The 21,643-nt window shown below is 42.4% G+C and carries 14 protein-coding genes; 8 read left to right on the forward strand and 6 right to left on the reverse strand.

The features are described 5' to 3' along the window. Positions 1–28 precede the first annotated feature (28 nt). A complete protein-coding gene (locus V7K44_RS33120) occupies positions 29–319 on the reverse strand; it encodes a chaplin (protein WP_442940664.1) in 291 nt (96 codons plus the stop codon). Between the two features lie 352 nt (positions 320–671). Beyond that, a complete protein-coding gene (locus tag V7K44_RS06625; RefSeq protein WP_334929791.1) occupies positions 672–1,067 on the reverse strand; it encodes a hypothetical protein in 396 nt (131 codons plus the stop codon). A 179-nt stretch (positions 1,068–1,246) separates the two neighbouring features. On the opposite strand from V7K44_RS06625, the gene V7K44_RS06630 reads away from it, so the two are divergent. Beyond that, positions 1,247–1,528 carry a hypothetical protein gene (locus tag V7K44_RS06630; RefSeq protein WP_334929793.1) on the forward strand — a complete coding sequence of 94 codons (282 nt, stop codon included), beginning with the start codon at positions 1,247–1,249 and terminating at the stop codon, positions 1,526–1,528. On the opposite strand, the gene V7K44_RS06635 is transcribed toward V7K44_RS06630, so the two are convergent. From V7K44_RS06635 to V7K44_RS06650, 4 genes are all read right to left on the reverse strand, one after another. Further along, positions 1,463–2,311: a DUF928 domain-containing protein gene (locus V7K44_RS06635; RefSeq protein WP_334929795.1), complete on the reverse strand. Its 849-nt coding sequence runs from the start codon at positions 2,309–2,311 to the stop codon at positions 1,463–1,465. The genes V7K44_RS06630 and V7K44_RS06635 overlap by 66 nt on opposite strands. Before the next feature lie 59 nt (positions 2,312–2,370). Then, positions 2,371–4,728: a CHASE2 domain-containing protein gene (locus V7K44_RS06640; protein WP_334929797.1), complete on the reverse strand. Its 2,358-nt coding sequence runs from the start codon at positions 4,726–4,728 to the stop codon at positions 2,371–2,373. 323 nt (positions 4,729–5,051) lie between these two features. Continuing rightward, positions 5,052–6,203, reverse strand: coding sequence for a DUF1822 family protein (locus tag V7K44_RS06645; protein WP_334929799.1), 1,152 nt, complete (start codon positions 6,201–6,203; stop codon positions 5,052–5,054). A 73-nt stretch (positions 6,204–6,276) separates the two neighbouring features. Next, on the reverse strand, positions 6,277–7,461 hold the full coding sequence (locus tag V7K44_RS06650) for a sigma-70 family RNA polymerase sigma factor (RefSeq protein ID WP_334929801.1): 1,185 nt from the start codon (positions 7,459–7,461) through the stop codon (positions 6,277–6,279). Positions 7,462–7,907: 446 nt separating this feature from the next. Between V7K44_RS06650 and V7K44_RS06655 the strand changes: the two genes are divergently transcribed. The 7 genes from V7K44_RS06655 (at position 7,908) to V7K44_RS06685 (ending at position 21,290) form a co-directional block, all read left to right on the forward strand. After that, the gene (locus tag V7K44_RS06655) at positions 7,908–8,255 is read left to right on the forward strand and encodes a hypothetical protein (protein ID WP_334929803.1); all 348 of its coding nucleotides are present in this window, start codon (positions 7,908–7,910) and stop codon (positions 8,253–8,255) included. Positions 8,256–8,501: 246 nt separating this feature from the next. After that, positions 8,502–8,864 carry a hypothetical protein gene (locus V7K44_RS06660; RefSeq protein WP_334929805.1) on the forward strand — a complete coding sequence of 121 codons (363 nt, stop codon included), beginning with the start codon at positions 8,502–8,504 and terminating at the stop codon, positions 8,862–8,864. A 257-nt stretch (positions 8,865–9,121) separates the two neighbouring features. After that, positions 9,122–11,341, forward strand: coding sequence for a peptidase domain-containing ABC transporter (locus tag V7K44_RS06665; RefSeq protein ID WP_334929807.1), 2,220 nt, complete (start codon positions 9,122–9,124; stop codon positions 11,339–11,341). A 191-nt stretch (positions 11,342–11,532) separates the two neighbouring features. Beyond that, positions 11,533–13,035: an HlyD family efflux transporter periplasmic adaptor subunit gene (locus tag V7K44_RS06670; RefSeq protein ID WP_334929809.1), complete on the forward strand. Its 1,503-nt coding sequence runs from the start codon at positions 11,533–11,535 to the stop codon at positions 13,033–13,035. A 155-nt stretch (positions 13,036–13,190) separates the two neighbouring features. Beyond that, positions 13,191–16,358, forward strand: a complete 3,168-nt coding sequence (locus tag V7K44_RS06675) for an S-layer family protein (RefSeq protein ID WP_334929811.1) — start codon at positions 13,191–13,193, stop codon at positions 16,356–16,358. 246 nt (positions 16,359–16,604) lie between these two features. Further along, on the forward strand, positions 16,605–19,793 hold the full coding sequence (locus V7K44_RS06680; RefSeq protein ID WP_334929813.1) for an S-layer family protein: 3,189 nt from the start codon (positions 16,605–16,607) through the stop codon (positions 19,791–19,793). 525 nt (positions 19,794–20,318) lie between these two features. Then, positions 20,319–21,290, forward strand: a complete 972-nt coding sequence (locus V7K44_RS06685) for a calcium-binding protein (RefSeq protein ID WP_334929815.1) — start codon at positions 20,319–20,321, stop codon at positions 21,288–21,290. Positions 21,291–21,643 lie beyond the last annotated feature (353 nt).

Raw genomic sequence — 21,643 nt, forward strand, 5'->3', positions numbered from 1 at the left:
ATCGTAATAGTCAATAGAGCGCAAATGGTTACGCATTTACACAAGTATTCCCAAAAGCTGGGTTAAGTAGACCAATCACACTTATACTATTGCCACAAACGTTAACGGGTACATGAACAGGTACTTGAACTAGGTTCCCCGAAAGAACTCCAGGACTACCAATAGCAACATCAGCATCAATTCCACCAACTAGAGTCAATAAATCAGCATCATCTAGTTCTTCAAATAATTCTAGTTCTTCAAACCTTTCCCCATTTTCTTGAGTAAGTGTAGGTGCTTGTTTTGTTGCTTCTTTCTTTGTTTGAAATATTTTTAACATACGGGTTTCCTCTTCTCGGTTGTGTTAAACCTGTCTAACTAAGTTTTAGACCTCTTGCATAAATCAAAAATAAGAACCCCACCCCACCAAAAGCTACGTTTTGTCTCCCCTCCCCGCTTGCGGGGAGGAGTTGGGGTGTTAGGGAATTTTACAAGAGGTATTTTAAGATGGCATAAGGTTCTCTTTAAATTTCTTCTGCCTGAGAACCACTTATTAAAAACTAACAGATTATTTAACAGCTTTCAACAGTTTCTAATGAATATCCTACCTTTCCTACTTTTCCTACCTTTCTTAGATGAACCCCTTAATCTCCTCCCCGATGCTTTGGAGAAGAGAGACAAAGTTTAGTTTTCTATCCAGTTTTCCCATTCTTATCTGATGCTTGTTCAGCAATATTTTTTAAGCGGCTCGATCTCATTTTACGGAGGCGATCGCTATTGCGAACACCACCCGCCATTTCATATTCAGCGCTATCTTTGCCGTACTTGATAGCAACCACCATTAACATTTTCTCAGAAAACTGCCTCAAGTTTTTTTCCATCTCTTCAACTTCTGTTAAAGAAGAGTCAACTATAGCCAAAGCGCTATTATGAACATCAAGTTTGTTACGCAACTGTTCGATTGACTCAATCAGTTTTCCTAAAGTATAATCTTCATCAAATTTAATGCTTGGAAGAATCGATTTCATCCCAGATGCTCTTAATTCAGCTTTTTCTAAAACGCGGGATGTACGTTTTTGACGAGACATAAATTTGCTCTTTTAAGATACTTCTAGAGCTAGCTTGCCTCAATTAAACCCGATTTCGGTTCAGCATAAATCGCAATTTCTGCTCGTAAAATTTTTAGCTTATCTCAGTAATATCTCGGCATATAATTACTCATATAGTAAGGTAAGAGGTAAGAAACACGAGAGTAGTCGCTACAGACTTGGGAGTAGTCGCTACAGACTTGGGAGTAGTCGCTACAGACTTGAGAGTAGTCACTACAGACTTGAGAGTAGTCGCTACAGACTTGGCAGTAGTCACTACAGGATTGGCAGTAGTCGCTACAGACTTGGCAGTAGTCACTACAGACTTGGCAGTAGTCGCTACAGACTTGGCAGTAGTCGCTACAGACTTGGCAGTAGTCGCTACAGATTTACATTTAGTTCGTAGAGGGCAGCACTTCGGCTCCTTTCGATTTTGCATCAGCTTGGCAACATTCTATTAAAGGTTGTTTAGCTAAATTCTCTAAATCTACGGATTTAAGCAAATTCATCCACTCCACCGCTAGAGTTGGATCTTCAGGTTTGCTAAGACGTAATTCAGCCAAAGTAGTCAAGGCATCGTACCAAATACCATTCTCGGCATAAAGGTTTAACCGTTGCAGAGGAGTTGCTTGCTTCAAGCTATCTACTAATTTAGGATTTGGATTAACTCGTTGCACCCATCCTTCCACATACTCTCGTTCTGGAGGTTGTTGTGGATTGCAAATGACTTTTATCTTAAAAAACCAGTGATACATCTTGTCTACTTGCAATGGGGAAGTATTTGCGTTTAGGGGAATGCTAATAATTCCTGGTACTTTTGGTATTGTTACTACTGTTCGGTAAAGAGTTTGACTTTGTTTACTTGACTCATCTTTGATAACAAACTCAATGGAATCAATTAGAGATTTTTGATAGGGGACAAAAAACCAAAAAGTTGGATATTCCTCATTCGTCAAACCCCAAACTTTAGTAACAGCAACAGCTTCTGTTTGTCCTTGATTTACTGTCTCTTTGTATACAGGTACAAGTCCAATAACAGACTGATTACTAACATTACAACCACGACTTGCAGCCCCGCCGCGATCGCCTGCTGCACCCCTGTCTGGAGGAGGCGGAGGAGGCGAAAATTTCTTAGGAGTGGCCGCAACTGGTGTCATCCAAATCATGGGAGAATAGCCGATACTTCCCCATAAAGTCATTCCCACTACCGCGATTAATTGGATTTTTTGCCAATAGCTTTTCATAAAAGCTCCTAACTTCTGCTTGCTAAACGGCGATTTTCATGCTTCAATTGGCGTTATTATTAATTTTTAAATTTCATGTTTAAGTAAGTTGTAGATATTAAACTATTACCTACTAAAGCCAACATAGCAGGAATCAGGGGAACCCAACAACTATATACAATTAAAAATATAAAACAGCTAACGTATAAACTGATAATTGCTATTCCTCCTGCCAAGCTTAAGTAAATGAATCGGTGCAGATAAGCAGTAAACAAACCGCCTAAAAAAGACCAACCCCAAACCCAAATTACCTCACCCCAAAGCGGCCAAGTCCACAACAGAGGTTGTCCGTCCAAAGCAGCCCTGAGCAGTTGACTGACCATCTGGGCTTGTAAAAATACTCCTGGTATTGCCTGTAATTTTCCTTGAGGAGTGATGTAGGGAGTTAACCAGTAATCACCAAAAGTTTCTGCTGTTGTGCCAATAATGACTATTTTGCCTTTGACTGCATTGGCATTTAGCTGACCTGTTAGCACTTGTTGTAAGGTCATACTTGGTGCGATCGCTTCTGGTGAAGGAGAAGAACGATAATTTAATAAAGTTTGGTGTCCAAAAGCGTCAACTCCTTGATAACCTCCGGTATGAGCTTCTATTGGTTTAAATGTCAGTTTCCCTAATTGCCAAGCGCCATCAGGGTTAAATTGCAACTGAATTCCTTTCGTATACAGGTAACGCAGCGCAAGTTGAACATTCAGGGCATAGGGCGCAGTACAAGGAGATGAGGGTGAGGGAGTTAACACTAACAGATGGCGACGCACGACATTATCTGAATCTATAGCAATATCGCTAAAACCTAGATTCTGTGAAGAAAGTTCTGGGGGTGGTTTCACACCTGGTTTTCCGGCTTGAGAATCGCTGAGTTGACACACACCCACAAAGCGATCGCTTTTTCGCATCCTTGCTGCCAATGCTGGATAATCCTTACCCACTGGATAATCTCGGTATATATCCAAACCAATAACTTGTGCTTGATATGCCTCTAATTTTTCTAACAGTTGGGCAAGTGATTTGTCTGACAACGAACCTTGAGGTTTTTCCGATTTTTGCGCCTGGACATCTTCTTCAGTCACAGTCACAATCAATAGGCGTGAATCTGGTTTTTCAGGAGGGCGCAAGCGTACCAGTTGGTCAAATGCACTTAACTCTAATGGTTGCAGCACACCCAAATACCTTACCCCAATTAATATTCCAGTTACTACCATGCTCGCCAGTAAGATCGATAAGAAGCCAAGCCGATTTGTGGTTTCTCTAACAGGCGTGGTTTGAGACAAAGATGCAGGGAGATTGGGTGTATTTCTAAACAATTCCCCCCAATTCAACGGCATCTCAGCCGGATTTTGAAAGATGACAGGCAACCATGTAGCGCAGGGAAATTGGTTTTCTAGTCCCTGTAACCTTTCTCGTGCTTCCCTGACGGCTAAATACAACGAGTCTTCCCGTGCGAAGGCTTCTAAAAAATACTTTAAAAACTGTTGCGCCACGCGATCGGGTACAGGCTCTCGCATCACGATAATTTGAGGAATATGTAAATCTGCAAACTCCCATGCCAATCCCAAGCCATCACAGGAATTGAAAATCGCTAGTTTTAGACCTCGTTCTACTGCCTTTTTTAAGGCATACTTTAACTGGCTAATTGTGAGACTTTCAGTTTGATTAATGTAGATTTTTCCTGTTTGATTCGTTTCCTGAGTAGAACTATGTCCGGCAAAAAATAGAATCTGCCAATTCTGTTCCCATAGCTGATCGGTAAGGTCAAGGCATTGCGGTTCAACTAAAAAAGTTATATCTGTATTGGGTAATAAATTAAGTAGCGCCTGGTCTGCTTTGGTATCAATACCTTGACTGTTACCCAAAATCGCTAAGATTTTTACTTTGTCGGATGTAGTTGCTATGCGGTTAAGGTTGACTTGTTCGTAGCCAGGAGCGCTCAGGGCTATTTCCGCCTGGGGATAGCGTTCTATCAAATCCCAAAGATGCCAGGGAAATTTCTGTAATCGCAAGTCTTTGGTTTGTAAAAGCATCCGAATATTATCCGCAAGCATGAGTTTTTCTAACAATTTCTCGCGGATAGAACGAAAGGAATCGGAAGCAAGCCAAGCATTAAAACTGACTTTAAATTCCTCACTCACCTGCTGGCAATATTCTAAGCTGGGGGCTTGGTTAAGTTCTTTAGCTAAACCAATCGGACGAGATGGCAACTTTAAATTCCGATAAATAGATTGCCAACGGTGATAATCGCGGAGAATTTCTGGGTTGGGGGGAAGTTCGCCTGTGATTTCCAAAGTAGGGCGGACATTTTCATCGCCAATCTGTAGAGTCACGGTAAACCCTTGTTCAAAGTTTCCCTCCCCTAACTTTAAGATGATTAACTTGTCCACAGCTAGTTCTCCCTAGATGACTTAAGCCGAAAACTTTATCGGACAGGCGTTTTGCAAATCCCTCACGCCCTCATCCCCTAACCCCTTCTCCCAAGGGAGAAGGGGAATTGCTCCCCTCTCCCTTGGGGAGAGGGGCTGGGGGTGAGGGCAAAACGTTGTCACCAAGTGGGTTTCAAGTTAAATTGACACCAATGGGCACTGCTATGCCCTTACACCCTGCTATATATATCTTGGTTGCTAAACGAATTGGTTGCTGTGTGTAGTAAAATTCAGTTTAAGAGTAAATAATAGAGGCTAAACGTGAAGATTTTTGAAGGTAATACTTAAAACCGCAAAATCTCTCGCTCATAGTCTTCAGGTGTCGGTTCTATTTCCCAAACCAATCCTTCTCCTAGTTCCAAAATTACTTCCAAATACAACATATCTACAGCAGTTGTTGCCGTATCTTGATTATTTTCAAAAGCTTGTAAATCTTCCGTTAGCAGTCGGAGCTTAAACCCAGCCGGAATTTGACTATCAAGAGTTGTACTTTGCAATTCAAAGCGCCAAACATAGTCCTCAGAAACGCTTTTTGGGAAAATGCGTAACTCGTATGTTTGCTCTGCAACTTTTATTTGCCGAGACAAGCCTAGAACTGGTTCTGCACTCCGCATTCCGGCAGGTACCACAACGAATTCTCTTTTTTCCCATCCCCACTGTTGAGCTAAATTGGCTATTCCTGTCTGCAACCATTGCGGAATCGATCGCTGTATAAGTAAACCCTGACGCAGTTCATACAACTTTTTTCGCCAACCGCTATGTGCCAAGAGCGCACCCCAGAGTGAAAATGGAACTGCTAAACGCGGGAATTTCACATCGCGATCGCCTAATCTTTCTAAGAGGTTTTCCGCCTGGGTTTTGGCAATAGAATCTAAAGGTGCAATCTCGGCACGTAAGGTTTCTAGCTGATTAAGTTGGCGTGTAACCCACAGCACATTAATATCTGGAATTAAATCTTCACTTTCCAAGCTATAAGTGCGATCGCCAGCATCATAAACCCCTTTTGTTTTCAGAATTTGATGGGTTGTATAGCCAAAAATCTTCATCCAGCCATCATCGGGATTAACTTGTACTGCTACGTAATAGTCAGCAACCCACTCTGGTATATCTACCCATTCCTGCGGTACGCGTAACTCATCGTCATCCATCGCGAGGGTGGGAATTAAGACAAGGCGATCGCGATCGAAAGTAATAGCTGTGCCATTAACTACTTCCCAAAAACTCGGCAATGCCGCACTATTAGGGTAAACCCTGGCGGTAGGAGCAATTTCTTCCTGGAACCAAGGCAAAAATGCTTGCAAGCATTTTTGATTTATCCACCCACGTTGACAAGCACCAGCTGTTGAGTATGGTTGTTCTTGCACCTCTGGAAATTCAGTAATTTCCAAGTATAAATGCTGTGAGTCAATAGTGAATGGGGCAGGTGGGTTCAACATAAATAATTCTAGAATGGCTCCATATAAAGACCATATTAGGGAGAGGGAAGAGACAAAATTATTTCTTGTCTGCTCATTGAGTCTGGGTATGGCTATATTGGACTTTGAGCCATTCCTCTAAACTTGTGTTTATGGCATCTACTACGTCGGATTTAGGGGAAATATGCAAGGTGTTTTGACTCCATTGCGTGAGAGTTAGGAGCAATGACTTTTTAATGCTGCTCAGGCGACGAGAAACAGTATATTGCTTAATTTCTAACTGGGCAGCAATTTCTTGTTGAGTCAGTTGTTGAACGTAGTAAGCTTCTAGTACTTTTTGGGACTCAGCATCGAGTGCAGCGATCGCTTGGGACAAAACTTGGTTTAACTGAGCTTGCTGCGATCGCATATTCACAGCTTCTTCCTGCTCAATAATTTCCGTTAGTAAAGATGTTTGCAAATCTACAGGCAATATATCTAATAGATTACCCTCATCTTCTTTGAGGGGAGCGTCTGCGGAAACAAACTTAGGATAGAGGAAAGTACGGGCAGCTTTAGCAGCAGATAATACCCAGGTTTCTATGGTTTGCTGGTTGATTGCGGCAGTGGGTGAACTCAATCGGCCCAAACGTTCTGCATTATAAAGATTACTAATAGCCTCCCAAGTCAGAGCATCTGGTTTGGGAAGCTGACGAATTTTTGTATTGTCACCTGTGTAGAGTTCCTTAAAGCATTCCCAGGCTAAAACATAACTCTCGATGTTTTCGGCGTTAAATCCGGCATTTTGTAATGACTGCACTAGTCGTTTACGGCTGAGTTTATGCAATAATGCCCAGTCTGAGCAAATGTCTGCTTCCCGCTGTAAGCGCACTGCATCTTTGATAATCGATTCAAAAGTTAATTGTGCATAGGCTTTTAAATGCGAGCTATATTGAGGATTGAAATTTTTGAGAATTTTGTTACTATTAGCGATCGCTATCTGAAAACAGTCTGCTACAGACGACTGCGTGGGAAAGTTGAGGGCGAATTTTCTGGCAGTCCAATAGCAAACCTCTTGTAAATAAGCAGAAATATGTGCAAGTGCCACAGCACTAGATTGAGTCTGCCAAGCTTTATACCAGTAAAGTGCCCAAAAGGTATCTGATTTCTCAGTTGACGACTCCAGGCAAACTTTCATACTGCGTCGCAGTTTGGCATCTGTTGCCCAACCACTAAATTGATCTAGATCAAATTGCACAAAGGTAGAAAAGATTTCAACAATGCCCTGTCGGGGTTGCATGGAATACTTGCCGCTGTTTGAAACATAGCTGATTACAATTATACAGCCATAGGGACAAAAGCTAATTCCTTGCTGCGTAAGGACTTTGGGACTTGCAAATAACAAAATATCCAACTATTTCTTGTGGGGTGGGCGTCTCGCCCGCCCATGATTAGGGGCGCTCATGTTGCCCACCCCACAAAATTGAATAATTTATTTCTTGGAAATCCCTTTACAGATTTTTCAAAATTTTTCCGATCTCAGTGCATAAAGACTAAAAGTCATCGTAGAGAGTGATATGCAGAGAAGTTCATTTAAAAAGATGCTTTCTTTGGGGACTAGCGCAATCATTGAATAAGTTCGTTAAATACAGAACAAAATTTCGATGGTTACAGCCACAAATATGCAACTTCTTAAAAGTTACCTAATTATCTCTGCATCACCTAATTAACAAAGAGAGAAAAATCATGTTAACTAATCAAAGCTGCCTAGAATCTTTTGGTTTAATTGAAGAACTTGACGAACAAGCTGCTGAAACAATTAGTGGCGGTTACGAAGTTTTTGAAGTTAAAAACAAAACGGGATACAATATTCCCTACACTGTCGATGGTACAACAACAGGCGATCCATCACCTGGCTCCGATCGGATATGGACTGCGTACAGTGGAGGAATCATTGAATTTGACACTGATGGTCGAAGTGGCTACGAGCAATACAAAAAATACAATTTGGCCGATGGAGGAGTGTATGAGTTTCAAGACAACACAACAACTACTGGCAATCCATATGATATCGAACTCTATCGGGTAGACTAATCTGCAATTCTCAAGTTGATTTAATGATTTGAATTTTCGAGATTAGATTGTCCTATCTCGGTTCAGATTAAAGATGCAACTACTCAAAAATCTGGGCTAAAAAACTGAATACAATATAACGTCGGGGCAAGTGCCCCGATTTTTTTATGCATAAGGATTTGCCAGATTTTTCAAAATAGTTCTGCTCCAAGTGCATAAAAACTCAAAGTAGTCGTAAACAGTGATATGCAAAGAGATTGAACAACCATGTTAACTAATCAAAGCTGCCTAGAATCTTTTGGTTTGATTGAAGAACTTGACGAACAAGCTACTGAAACAATTAGTGGCGGTTACGGATTTTTTGAAATTGAAAACAAAACGGTATGTAATATCCCCTACGCTATTGATGGTAGAACAGGCACGCTAGCACCTGCCTCTGCTAATATATGGACTACGTACAGTGGAGATGAATTAAACATTGAATTTGATACTGACGTTAGAATTGACTACATAAAATTCAAAAAATACAATTTGGCTGATGGAGGAGTATATGAGTTTCAAAACAACTTAAATACTGACAATCCATATGATATCGATCTCTATTCCGTAGAACCTATCCCACTATTCTAAAAATCCCTACTTCTTTTTGTAAAATGTGCCTGAAAACCTTGATTTTTCGTTTTCAAGCTAATGTGCAATTTGAAAAAAATATTTACAAAATCACTGCCTAAACTCCAAATGATGGGTGGTGGATATTTGAATCGAATTCTTCAGCGCAAATGCTGAAATAAACAAGCTGTCACAAATCTGGGCTGACAAGCTAAACACTCCCATAAGTCTGATTTAAAAGCCCCGACCTTCTTTCTTGGCTACCAAAAAGCTTGAATATGAAATACCAAATAGTCCTCCAACACACTGAAGAAGACTGCGGTGCTGCAAGTCTTGCAACTATTGCCAAACACTACGGACGCACATTTACCCTCAACCGCGTCCGAGAAGCCGTAGGCACAGGTTCCAGAGGAACATCCTTGCTGGGATTGAAGCGGGGTGCAGAAGTACTAGGATTCAACGCCCGCCAAGTTAAAGCTAGTCCCCAACTAATTGACCAATTAGATCAAGCTCCTCTACCAGCAATTATCCACTGGAAAGGCTACCATTGGGTCGTATTATACGGGCAAAAAGGCAAAAAATACGTTATCGCCGACCCTGGTGTTGGTATCCGTCATCTTACCCGTCAAGAGTTAATGGCGGGTTGGAATAATGGCGTCATGTTACTGCTGACGCCAGACGACAGTCGTTTTTATCAACAAGAATCAGATAAAATTGGCGGACTGGGAAGATATCTGCAACGGGTTTGGCCTTATCGTTCTATTCTCGCTCAAGCGATCGCCATTAACATCGCTATTGGACTACTTTCTTTGGCATCTCCTTTCATGATGCAACTCCTCACCGATGATGTCTTAGTACGAGGTGATACCCAACTACTAACTACTGTGGCAATTGGCGTTATCGCCATGAACTTAATTAGAAGCGCCATTAGTTTAGTCCAATCTCACCTTATCGGTCACTTCGGTCAAAGATTACAATTAGGACTAATTCTAGAATACGGACGCAAACTTTTACATTTACCCCTATCTTACTTTGAAGGACGACGCAGCGGGGAAGTTGTCAGCCGCATTGCCGATGTCAAAGCCATCAATAACTTAGTTTCCCAAATTGTCCTCGGATTGCCCAGTCAATTCTTTATTGCTGTAATTTCCTTGGGTTTTATGCTCTTTTACAGTTGGGAACTAACTCTCGCTTCCATAGTTGCATTTATAGTTGTCACGAGTGTTAACCTGCTTTTCTTACCCGCAATGCGCCAGAAAACCCGAAATCTGATTATTTCTGGTACAGAAAACCAAGGCTTTTTGGTAGAAACATTTCGCGGTGTGCAAGTCTTAAAAACTACCCAAGCCACTCCTCAAGCGTGGTCAGAATACCAAGGGAACTATGGTCGCCTCGCCAACTTGGGCTGGAGTATGATGAAACTGGGACTGTATAGCAGTACAGTTACTGGCATTCTTTCTACCTTCATTAGTATTGGCATCCTTTGGATGGGTAGCTATTTAGTCATTAATCGCACCTTAACAATCGGTCAATTAATGGCATATAACGGCATGAGTGGCAACTTTCTCGGATTCTTAGGTGCTGCGATCGGCTTAGTAGATGAGTTTATCACAGCCCAGATAGTCCTTCAACGCATGACAGAAGTTATTGACGCTACCCCAGAATCCGAAAATGACTTTAAAAAGCCTTGGGCACAAATTCCTGGAAATGCAGATATAACTTGCACTGAACTTAACTTTCATCACGCAGGTAGAGTTGACCTCCTACAAGATTTTTCCTTAACTATTCCTGGCGGTAAAGTTATTGCTTTAATTGGCAAATCTGGCTGTGGTAAAAGTACCCTGGCAAAATTGCTGACTGGCTTATATAAAGTCGAGTCTGGGAATATTCGTTATGGTTTATATAATCAGCAAGATTTATCTTTAGAATGTTTGCGTCAACAAGTGGTATTAGTTCCTCAAGAACCCCACTTTTGGAGTCGTTCGATTATTGATAACTTCAACTTTAGCTATCCCCATATTAGTTTTGAAGAAATTGTCAAAGCTTGTCAAATTGCAGGTGCAGATGAATTTATTAGCAAACTCCCTGATAAATATCAAACTGTTTTAGGAGAATTTGGGGCAAATCTTTCTGGTGGACAACGCCAAAGATTAGCCATAGCCAGAGCCATAGTTACTCAGCCAGCAGTCTTAATTTTAGATGAATCCACAGGCGCACTCGACCCAGTAAGCGAAAGACAAGTATTAGATAGACTTTTATCCCATCGTCACAATCAAACGACTATTTTAATTAGTCACCGTCCCAAGGTAATACAGAGAGCAGATTTAATTGTATTTTTAGAACAAGGACGCTTAAAAATTCAAGGTACACCAGAAGAATTGCGCTCTTTACCTGGCGAACATTTAGATTTATTAGATGATATTTTTCCCTCTCATCATGGGTTGGCGCTGATATCTTCCCCGGCTCATCATAACGGGAAGACTGCCACTATTTATTAAGATAATTCGTAATTCGTAAGAGGATATTTTAAAATTCCTCTTGTTGGTAGCAAAATGTTTTAGATCCCCCTAAATCCCCATTTTTAAGGGGGACTTGAAGAAGTTTTTCCCCCTTAAAAAGGGGGGCTAGGGGGGATCAATAAGTGCTTAAAATCATAGCCAACCACTTTTCAAACAACCTCTAAGACATCATGGTTAGCAACACAAATTTTCTCCCCCCAATTCAAACAAACGAATTTCTCCCACCAATTACTCGTTGGACAACATGGGGCGGAATGTTTATTCTCTGCGTTCTCGGATTAGCTGGGCCACTTGCTGCTATTAGTAAATATAAGGTTACAGTCCAAGCACAGGCGGTTGTGCGTCCGGCGGGTGAATTGCGAATTGTGCAAGCGGCGACTGAAGGTCAGGTTATGCACATTTATGTCAAAGAAAATCAGATTATCAAAAAAGGAGATGCGATCGCAACTATCGATGACTCCCGTCTGCAAACCAAAAAAAGTCAATTGCAAACTAGTATTCAACAATCTCAGTTACAACTAGTGCAAATTAATGCCCAGATTAGTTCCCTTAATAGCCAGATTCAAGCCGAAACTGACCGCCTTAACCGGATTATTACTGGTGCCCAAGCCGAATTGAGCGGTCGCCGTCGGGAATATCAAGATAAAAATCTGACTACTGTTTCCGAACTCCAAGAAGCTGATGCTAACGTCAAAATTGCTGAGAAAGAATTGCTGGCTGGGGAAGCACAGTTAAAAACAACACAAGCAAATCTCCATGCTGCTGAAGCTGCTTTGGGTGTAGCCCAGTCAAAACAGAAGCGATATGAGAGTGTAGCCAACCAAGGGGCGCTATCTCAGGATCAATTGGAAGAAGCACAATTATCTGCCAGACAGCAAGAGCAAGCGGTAAAGGCGCAACAAGCAGCAGTGGAGGCGCAAAAACAGACAATTGAACGGTTGCAACAAGCGGTATCTGCTGTGATTGCCAGAAGACAACGCGCCCAAGTTGCCGTAAATCCAAGTAATGCAGCAGTAACTGTTGCTACTGAGCGAATTGCTCAAGAAAAAGCCGGAGGGGAAAGCAACAAAGCAACAATAGAAAAGGAACGCCAAGCCTTAGTTAAGCAACGGATTGAAATTGAAAAGCAGTTAGAGCGTGATACTAGCGAACTCAAACAAGCCAAAATAGATTTAGCTCAAACTGCGATCGCAGCTACCGCCGATGGTATCATCTCCCAACTAAATCTGCGAAACCCAGGTCAAACTGTGCGGGCTGGCGAGGAAGTATTGCAAATTGTCCCCACTGATGCACCTCAAGTTTTGAAAGCTGCCGTGGCATCTGATGAGCAAAGTAAGTTAAAAATTGGTCAAAAAGTCCAAATGCGGGTCAGCGCTTGCCCCTACCCAGATTATGGTACTCTGAATGGTCAAGTACAAGCGATTTCTCCAGATGCGATCGCTCCTCAAAAGAATGGCACAAATACATCGATGAATGGGACTACTAGCCCAAAAGCTACTGCACCTGGTGCTTTCTATGAAGTCACAATTGAACCGGAAACTCTGGTTTTAGGGAAAGGAAAAAACCAGTGTCATATTCAATTGGGCATGGAGGGTAGGGTTGATATTATTTCCCGCGAAGAAACTGTGCTGCAATTTTTCCTCCGTAAGGCGAGGTTGATTAGTGATTTGTAACTTTTTCTTTTGGGAACTATTACCTAAACTTTAAGTTTTCAAAACTTTCCTCTCATCGGATTAAAATATCTGCTGAAATTAATTGTAGATAAATTTCTCAATAAATTGATTGCATATTCACAGATAAGAAATAAGCAAGTGAGGCTGGTTATGATATGGCAATCTGTGGAAATAGGAATTGGCTCTCAGGTTTATTAGAAGTTTTTAGTATTACTGGAGTGCTTGCTCATGTCATATTTTGTTCTGAAAATCACGCCTTAGCCCAGATTACCCCTGATGCAACATTGGGTAATAACTCTTCAACGAGAACCCCCAATGTCAATATTAAAGGACTTCCGGCTGACCGCATTGATGGTGGAGCAACTCGCGGTGCAAACCTGTTCCATAGTTTTCGTGAATTCAATGTCGAAAAATCTCAGCGAGTTTATTTTGCCAATCCCACAGGAATTAAAAATATTCTCACACGGGTGACAGGAAGTAATATCTCCAATATTCTCGGCACATTGGGGGTAGATGGTGGTGCAAATTTGTTTTTTCTCAATCCCAATGGCATTTTATTTGGGAACAATGCACGGTTGGATGTGGCGGGTTCCTTTGTAGCAAGTACGGCGAATTCTTTTGTGTTTGGCAATGGGTTGGAATTTAGTGCAACAAATCCTCAGACTCCTTCCCCATTACTAACAGTTAATCCTTCAGCGTTGTTATTCAATCAAATTACTACTGCACCGATTCAAAACAACTCAGTCGCACCAGCAGGATTCAGTAAGTCCGGCTTTAATGCCTTTGGTTTACGTGTAGCCGATGGTCAAAGTTTGCTGCTAGTGGGTGGCAACATCAGCATGGATGGTGGAGGATTAAATGCTTTTGGTGGGCGAGTGGAGTTGGGAGGATTGGCAAGTCCAGGAACAGTTGGGCTGAATGTTGATGGCAATAACTTAAGTTTGAGTTTTCCTCAAGGGCTACAACGAGCAGATGTATCACTGATTAATGATGCTCAAATAAATGTTCGTACAGATAATGGTGGCAGTATTGGAATCAACGCTCGGAATTTGGAGCTTTTAGAAGGAAGCAGTCTGCGAGCAGGAATAGGATTGAGGTTGGGTTCGACTGATAGCAAGGCGGGAAACATTGAGGTCAATGCAACAGGAGCAGTTAATCTTAAGGATGGTAGCCTGATTTCTAACGCTATGCTAGGCGCAGCTGGAAAGGGAGGAGATGTTAACATAACGGCAGAATCATTTGCGCTTACAAATGGAGCTACTGTGCTAACCAGTACCTTTGGGCAGGGAGATGCTGGAAATGTAACGCTTCAAGCTCAAGATGGAATTGCATTCATCAATGGCTCCTACATAGGTACCAGTGGTTTAGGACAGGGAAATGCGGGGAATGTGACGATTTCAACCGAAGGTGCCATTGTTTTTGATGCTCTCGACAGCCCTGAGCCTAATATTACGGGTGTATTTAGCAATGTAGAGCCGGAGAGTGTCGGTAATGCAGGTAATATCTACATCAAGGCAGCGTCAGTTTCTTTACTCAACGGAGCGAATATAACAAATCAAAACTTAGGAAATCTTGGTAATGCAGGCAATGTGATTATCCAAGCTCTTGGTGGCGTTTCCTTTGATGGGGTAAGTATAGATAAAAGCTCTACCAGCGGCGTTTTCAGTTTTTTGGGAGCGAATACTGTGGGTAGGGGAGGAAACATCAATATCACTACAGGGTTCCTTTCACTTACTAATGGCGCTGAAGTAGCCAGTAGCACTTATGGGGAGGGTGATGCAGGTAATATCACAATTGATGCTAGCAATACCGTTTCCTTTGATAACAGCGCGATATTTAGCAGGGTGGAAGAAAAAGGCAGAGGACAGGGAGGAGATATCCGCATTAGTGCCAAATCACTCTCTCTCAGTAATAATGCTCAACTGCTTGCTAGTACCTTTGGACAGGGAAGTGCAGGAAGTATCATAATTGATGCAACAGAGGCTGTGTTCTTAGATGGTAATAAAAGTCGTGCCTTGAGTACGTTAGAAAAAACAGGCGAAGGAAGGGGTGGAGACATCCGCATCACTACAAAAACGCTCTCCCTTAGCAATGGCGCTCAACTAGCTAGTAGTAGTGACGGTAATGGTAATGCAGGTAATATCATAATTAATGCCCAACAAACCGTTTCCTTGAGTGGAGATGATACTATTGCCTTCAGTACTTTAGATGATGATGGCAAAGGTCGGGGTGGAGACATTAACATCACTACAGCATCCCTTTCGCTTACTAATGGCGCTCAACTGGCTGCCAGCACTTTTGGGAAGGGGAATGCGGGCAATATTAATATTGATGCCCAGGACACCGTTACCTTTGCTGGTGTAGGTCGTAATGGCTTGTTTAGCGGTGCTTTTAGTAGTGTAGAACCTGGGGCAGTTGGTGACGGGGGTAACATCAATATCACAGCTGGCTCCCTTTCTTTAAATAGTGGTTTTCTGAGTGCCAGTTCATCAGGGGAAGGAAAGGCAGGCAACGTAAAAGTCGAGGCAGACTCTATCCGTCTCAATCAAGGTGGTATCGCATCTTTAACTACATCTGGTGACGGAGGAGATATCGTCATATCAGCAAAAGATATCTTCCTGCTGCGCCGTGAAAGTCTGATTTCAACCACCGCAGGCATTGCCCAGGCTGGTGGCAATGGTGGCAACATTACGATTAACACTCCTTTCCTCGTCGCCGTTCCCAATGAAAATAGCAACATCACCGCCAATGCCTTCAAAGGCTCTGGTGGCAAAGTCACAATTAACGCTACTAGTATTTTTGGTATGACAGTGCTGAGTCGAGAAGACTTGGTGCGACTGTTGGGAACTAACGACCTAGCTCAACTCGACCTTCAACAGCTTCCAAGTAGCATCACGGCAATTTCCCAGACAAGTCCTACTTTAAACGGTCAGGTAACTATCAACACTCCAGATACTGATCCTAGTCGCGGCTTAATTCAACTACCTTCCAACCTCGTGGATGCATCCCGACAAATTGCCCAAGGCTGCACTCCCAGAGGAAGACAAAACGCTAATAGTTTTATCGCTACAGGACGCGGTGGATTACCCCAAAGCCCTAATGAACCTTTGCGAGGACGAGCAGTGATTACTAGTTGGGTAGATTTGCCCGCACAAGTAACACACACATTCATCAATAAATCATCTACTGCATCTATGACCAAATCTACCGATCGCATTGTCGAGGCTCAAGGATGGATTGTCGATGCTAATGGTAATATTATGCTTGTGGCTCAATCTCCTCAAAGTTTTTCTATTCCCTCTGCTATGTCCTGCAGTCAATAATTCGTTACTCCAATCGGGCGAGGAATTACGATGAAACCCAAGAGCGATCAAAATAATCAGATGCGTTACCTAATTTTAAGTTTTAAAAAGTTTACTCCGATCTAGTTAAAATATCTGCTGAAATTAATTGTAGAAAAATTGATCGGGACGGCTAGCTGAAAACCCTTGAAGATGTGGCTCAAAGCTGTGGCGTAAGAAAATTGCATATTCACAGGTAGGAAATGAGCAAGCGAGGCTGGTTCTGATATGACAACCTGTAAAGATAGGAATTGGCACTCAGATCTATTAGAAGTTTTTGGCATTATTGGAGTGCTTGCTCAGGGCATATTTTGTTCTGAAAATCACGCCTTAGCCCAGATTACGCCTGATAGAACATTGGGTAATAACTCTTCAATAATCACTCCCAATGTCAATATTAAAGGTAGTGCTGCTGACCGCATTGATGGTGGAGCAACTCGCGGTACTAACCTGTTCCATAGTTTCCAGGAATTCAATGTGGGTGAGTTGCAGCGTGTTTATTTTGCCAATCCCACAGGAATTAAAAATATTCTCACACGGGTGACGGGAAGTAATATCTCCAATATTCTCGGCACTTTAGGGGTAGATGGTGGCGCAAATTTGTTTTTTCTCAATCCCAATGGAATTTTATTTGGGAACAATGCACGGCTGGATGTAGCGGGTTCCTTTGTAGCGAGTACGGCAAATTCTTTTGGGTTTGGCAATGGCTTGGAATTTAGTGCAACTAATCCTCAGACTCCTTCTTCATTACTAACAGTTAATCCTTCCGCTTTACTATTCAATCAACTTCAGGCTGGCAGAATTGAAAACAGGTCAATTGCACCAGTAGAAGATAATATCTTTGGTCTACGAGTGCCAGATGATCGGAGTTTACTATTAGTGGGTGGAGAAATTGCCATCAACGAAGGTAAATTGAATGCTCCGGGTGGGCGAGTGGAATTGGCAGGAATTGCAGGTGAGGGGACAGTCGGACTGAATGTGGATGGTAATAATTTGAGTTTGATTGTTCCTGATAGTGTAGCTAAAGCCGATATTTCACTCAGTAATCAAGCCTTGGTTAGTACCAGTGGTGAAAGTGGCGGCGCTATTCAGGTGTGGGGTAAAGAAGTTACAGTCAATGGAGGTTCCCAGATTGAAGCCAGCACTTTAGGAGCATTACCTGGAAAAGGATTGAGTGTAAATGCTTCCGAATCAGTGCAAGTTGTTGGAGAATCACCTACTGGAATTCGTAGCGGTTTATTTGCTGAAAGTACTGGGACAGGAGATGCAGGAGACCTGACAATTAACACCAGACAGTTACAAATCTTAGCAGGAGGAAAGATTTCATCTAGTACAACAAATGCAGGTGTGGCAGGAAACTTGACCGTGAATGCCTCAGAATCAGTTCAAATAATCGGTATTCCAGATAATCCCAATTTAGGCTCTACTGGTATATTTGCTGCATCTAATGGAGTGGGAGACGCCGGAGACATCACAATTAACACTAGACAGTTACTCATCCAAAACGGAGCCGGAATCATAACCGATAACGAAGGTAAAGGGGTTGGAGGGAGTATAACAGTAAATGCCGAATCAGTGCAGCTAGTCGGTACTGCGATTCTGCCGCAGTTTCCTAATAGATGGTATCCTAGCAAAATAAGTTCTAACGCTTATAGCACAGGGCCCGCAGGAAAGATTACGATTAATACCAATCAATTGTTAATCCAAGATGGAGCAGCGATTTCAGCTCGAACTAACGGTAGTGGGGCTGGAGGAAGTTTGACGGTAAATGCCTCCCAATCAGTTAAACTGATAGGATTTGCTACTAATAGTAATAGTCTATTTCCCTTTCCTAGCAGCTTGTTGACTCAAACACAAAGTACAGGAACAGCGGGAGATTTGGTAATTAATACCAATCAGTTGATTGTCCGAGAAGGACAGTTATCTGCCAGTACTTTTGGACAAGGGAATGCTGGCAATATAAACATTGAAACTGTCACGATGAATATCATTGATAGTCAAGTGGGAAGCAGTGTTTACCGTAAAGGGTTTGCAGGAAATTTGACTATTCACGCTGCGGAGTCAGTGGAAATCAGTGGAAAAATCAAATCGTTTACATCTAATATTGAAAATCCTGCTGGCTTATTCGCTCAGGTAAACCCTAGAGGTGAGGGTCGCGGTGGCAACTTGACTATTGAGACAAAACGCTTGAGTGTCAGTCATGGAGGCAAAGTGCAAGTCGCTACTTTTGGTCAAGGCGACGCTGGTAATCTCACAATTCGGGCTTCTGAAGTAGAGGTATTGGATACACCTGTTGATAACCTCTTTGCTACAGGGATTAATGCAGGTATTGAACTAGACGCAGATGAAACAGTTATTCCACCCAGAGGCAATGGTGGCGATTTAACAATTGAAACCGATCGCTTGAGTGTGAGAGGTGGTGCAATAATATCGGTTGGCACTGCTGGAGTGGGCAATGCAGGTAGATTGCGAATTCATGCGTCGAAATCTGTGGAAGTCGTTGGAAAATCACCAAATGGTAACTTTAACAGCCAAATCAGCGCTGCGGTGACGCCAGAAGGTACTGGTAGGGGGGGAAGTTTAAAGATTGAAACTGAGCAGATGAGTGTTCGGGATGGAGGTGAAGTCACTGTCAGTAGTACCGGAGCGGGGACGGCAGGCGACCTAGAGATCCAAGCTCGTTCTCTGAGCCTGGATAACCAAGGAGCGATCGCCGCAATAACCAGAGCGGGGAATGGTGGTAATATTACCCTGAAGTTGCAAGACTTATTATTACTACGCAATCATAGTCAAATTTCTACCACTGCCGGCAGTAGCGAATTCGGTGGCGATGGCGGTAATCTCATCATTAATAGCCCTTTCATTGTCGCTGTTCCTAAAGAAAATAGCGATATCAGCGCTAACGCCTTCACTGGAACTGGTGGTAGAGTTAACATTACAACAAACGGTATTTTCGGTATTCTGCCGCAAAAACGCTTAACCGAAAACAGTGATATTACAGCGAGTTCGGAATTGGGAGTGAGTGGGGAAGTAACTATCAACAGTCCAGATACTGACCCTAGTCGCGGATTAACTCAACTACCCTCCAACCTCGTGGATGCATCCCGACAAATTGCTCAAGGTTGCACTCCCAGAAGACAACAAACCGCTAATCGTTTTATCGCTACCGGACGCGGTGGATTACCCCAAAGTCCTAATGAACCATTGCGAGGACGAGCAGTGATTACTGGTTGGGTAGATTTGCCCGCACAAGCAACAGCCATCACGGAGAAATCATCTACTGCATCTATGACCAAATCTACCGAGCCGATTGTGGAGGCTCAAAGATGGATCGTTGATGGTAACGGTAATATTATGCTTGTGGCTCAATCTGTGCAAAGTTCTTTTATTCCCTCTGCCATGTCTTGTAGTCAATAATTCGTTACTCCAAGATTCAAGGGAGGAATTCCGAACTCAGGAATACTCTTAAACAAGCACTCATATATTTTAGTTACCTCGGCAGATTTATTCTCCGTATTTACTTGTCTTCACATAGTTCAGTTTTTATGCATACTTGTACCAATTCAATTAATGATTGCAACACATCCTTGGGTAAAGTAAAGACGCGACGCCAGTCGCTACAACGGGGGGAACCCCCGCAACGCGCTGGCTCATGAATCGCGTCTCTACAAATGGTCTATTTGTCGCATTCTTTTTTCAAATTGGTATTACTTACGCTGTCAAGGGAGGCAGAGACAATACTGGCATCACCGTGCCAACAACTTCTGCGGTGGTTTGGGAAAAGGGTTTTTTCTTATACCATTTCCCTACTTGTGCAAGAAGTCTATCGACCGATAATACAAAATTTCTGCTTGGGGTGCATAAAAAATAAAACTCATTGTATATGAGTTCAGCAGGGAGATTCACTTAGCTCAACTTTTACTACTCAGAGGAATAATTAAAATGCCAACCTATAGTGGAACTAACGGAAATGACAATATTATCGGTAGTATTTTTACTGATAGTATCTTTGGGTTCGGAGGAAACGATACCCTTAATCCTGGATCTGGAGTTAATGATTATATAGATGGCGGCACGGGGATTGATTTACTCGTAGCTGACTACTCTAATGTCAGCAGTGCCTACAGCTTTTCCTTCAATAATATCGAAAAAATTTCCTTCAAAGGCGGTAACGGAGTTGATAATTTTACCTTCAACAATACCACTGATACCCTATACGGTAATGGTGGCAACGATATCTTGGATGCTGGGGCTTTCGATGATTATCTTGACGGAGGTAGTGGGAGTGACTCTCTCTACGGAGGCGATGGTAACGATACCCTTAATCCTGGATCTGGAGTTAATGACTATATAGATGGCGGCACGGGGATTGATTTACTCGTAGTCGATTACTCTAATGTCAGCAGTGCCTACAGCTTTTCCTTCAATAACATCGAAAAAGTTTCCTTCAACGGCAGTAACGGAGTTGATAATTTTACCTTCAACAATACCACTGACACCCTATACGGTAATGGTGGCAATGATATCTTGAATGCTGGGGCTTTCGATGACTATCTTAATGGCGGCAGTGGCAATGACTCTCTCTACGGAGGCGACGGCAATGATATTTTAAATGGTCGTGCAGACAACGATTACCTTGTGGGAGGAAGTGGAGCCGATAAATTTGTCTTCGACTCTCTGTCTGATGGAATTGATTACATTGCAGACTTTAAGTACTTTGAAGGAGATAAAATTCAAATTTCTCAATTTGGATTTGGTGCCAGTTCTACCAGTCAGTTTAGTTATAACAACAGCACAGGTGCTTTGTCTTTTGATAAATCTCCGTTTGATGCCATCGCATCGGTTCAATTTGCCTCTCTCCAAAGCAATTTAGGGAGCGGATTTATTCCTAGTCTTGACATCGTTTTGGTTTAAAACAGGACTTGTATCAATCCGGTTTTATTTTTGAACAAAATTAAGATTTGTAGGGTGCGTTTCGCGAAACGCTAACGCAACGCCAGTACTCTGCTCAAACAGGAAATCCATGCTACTGGCTCCCCTACGTATCTTTTCAAAAATCCAAAAATCAGATATTAGTGTCAAATCTTAGGTTTTTTCTATATCAAAGTAGATTAGTGTTCGCGTAGCGTGTCCTTTAGGACAAGGTATTAGTAGCAATATTACGTTTGTTGCTCTAAGTTTATAAAATTTAACTCCCATCTAGAGGATAATCTATGATGAAATTAAATTAACCGTGGCTCAATCTGTGGAAAGTTCTTTTATTCCCT

It is taken from the genome of Nostoc sp. (assembly GCF_036917235.1).
GTDB lineage: Bacteria > Cyanobacteriota > Cyanobacteriia > Cyanobacteriales > Nostocaceae > Nostoc.

Bases quoted from the DNA above. Each gene is read 5' to 3' on its own strand.
- V7K44_RS33120 (WP_442940664.1), bottom strand. From the start codon at position 319: ATGTTAAAAATATTTCAAACAAAGAAAGAAGCAACAAAACAAGCACCT.
- V7K44_RS06625 (WP_334929791.1), bottom strand. From the start codon at position 1,067: ATGTCTCGTCAAAAACGTACATCCCGCGTTTTAGAAAAAGCTGAATTA.
- V7K44_RS06635 (WP_334929795.1), bottom strand. From the start codon at position 2,311: ATGAAAAGCTATTGGCAAAAAATCCAATTAATCGCGGTAGTGGGAATG.
- V7K44_RS06645 (WP_334929799.1), bottom strand. From the start codon at position 6,203: ATGTTGAACCCACCTGCCCCATTCACTATTGACTCACAGCATTTATAC.
- V7K44_RS06650 (WP_334929801.1), bottom strand. From the start codon at position 7,461: ATGCAACCCCGACAGGGCATTGTTGAAATCTTTTCTACCTTTGTGCAA.
- V7K44_RS06655 (WP_334929803.1), top strand. From the start codon at position 7,908: ATGTTAACTAATCAAAGCTGCCTAGAATCTTTTGGTTTAATTGAAGAA.
- V7K44_RS06660 (WP_334929805.1), top strand. From the start codon at position 8,502: ATGTTAACTAATCAAAGCTGCCTAGAATCTTTTGGTTTGATTGAAGAA.
- V7K44_RS06665 (WP_334929807.1), top strand. From the start codon at position 9,122: ATGAAATACCAAATAGTCCTCCAACACACTGAAGAAGACTGCGGTGCT.
- V7K44_RS06670 (WP_334929809.1), top strand. From the start codon at position 11,533: ATGGTTAGCAACACAAATTTTCTCCCCCCAATTCAAACAAACGAATTT.
- V7K44_RS06675 (WP_334929811.1), top strand. From the start codon at position 13,191: ATGGCAATCTGTGGAAATAGGAATTGGCTCTCAGGTTTATTAGAAGTT.
- V7K44_RS06680 (WP_334929813.1), top strand. From the start codon at position 16,605: ATGACAACCTGTAAAGATAGGAATTGGCACTCAGATCTATTAGAAGTT.
- V7K44_RS06685 (WP_334929815.1), top strand. From the start codon at position 20,319: ATGCCAACCTATAGTGGAACTAACGGAAATGACAATATTATCGGTAGT.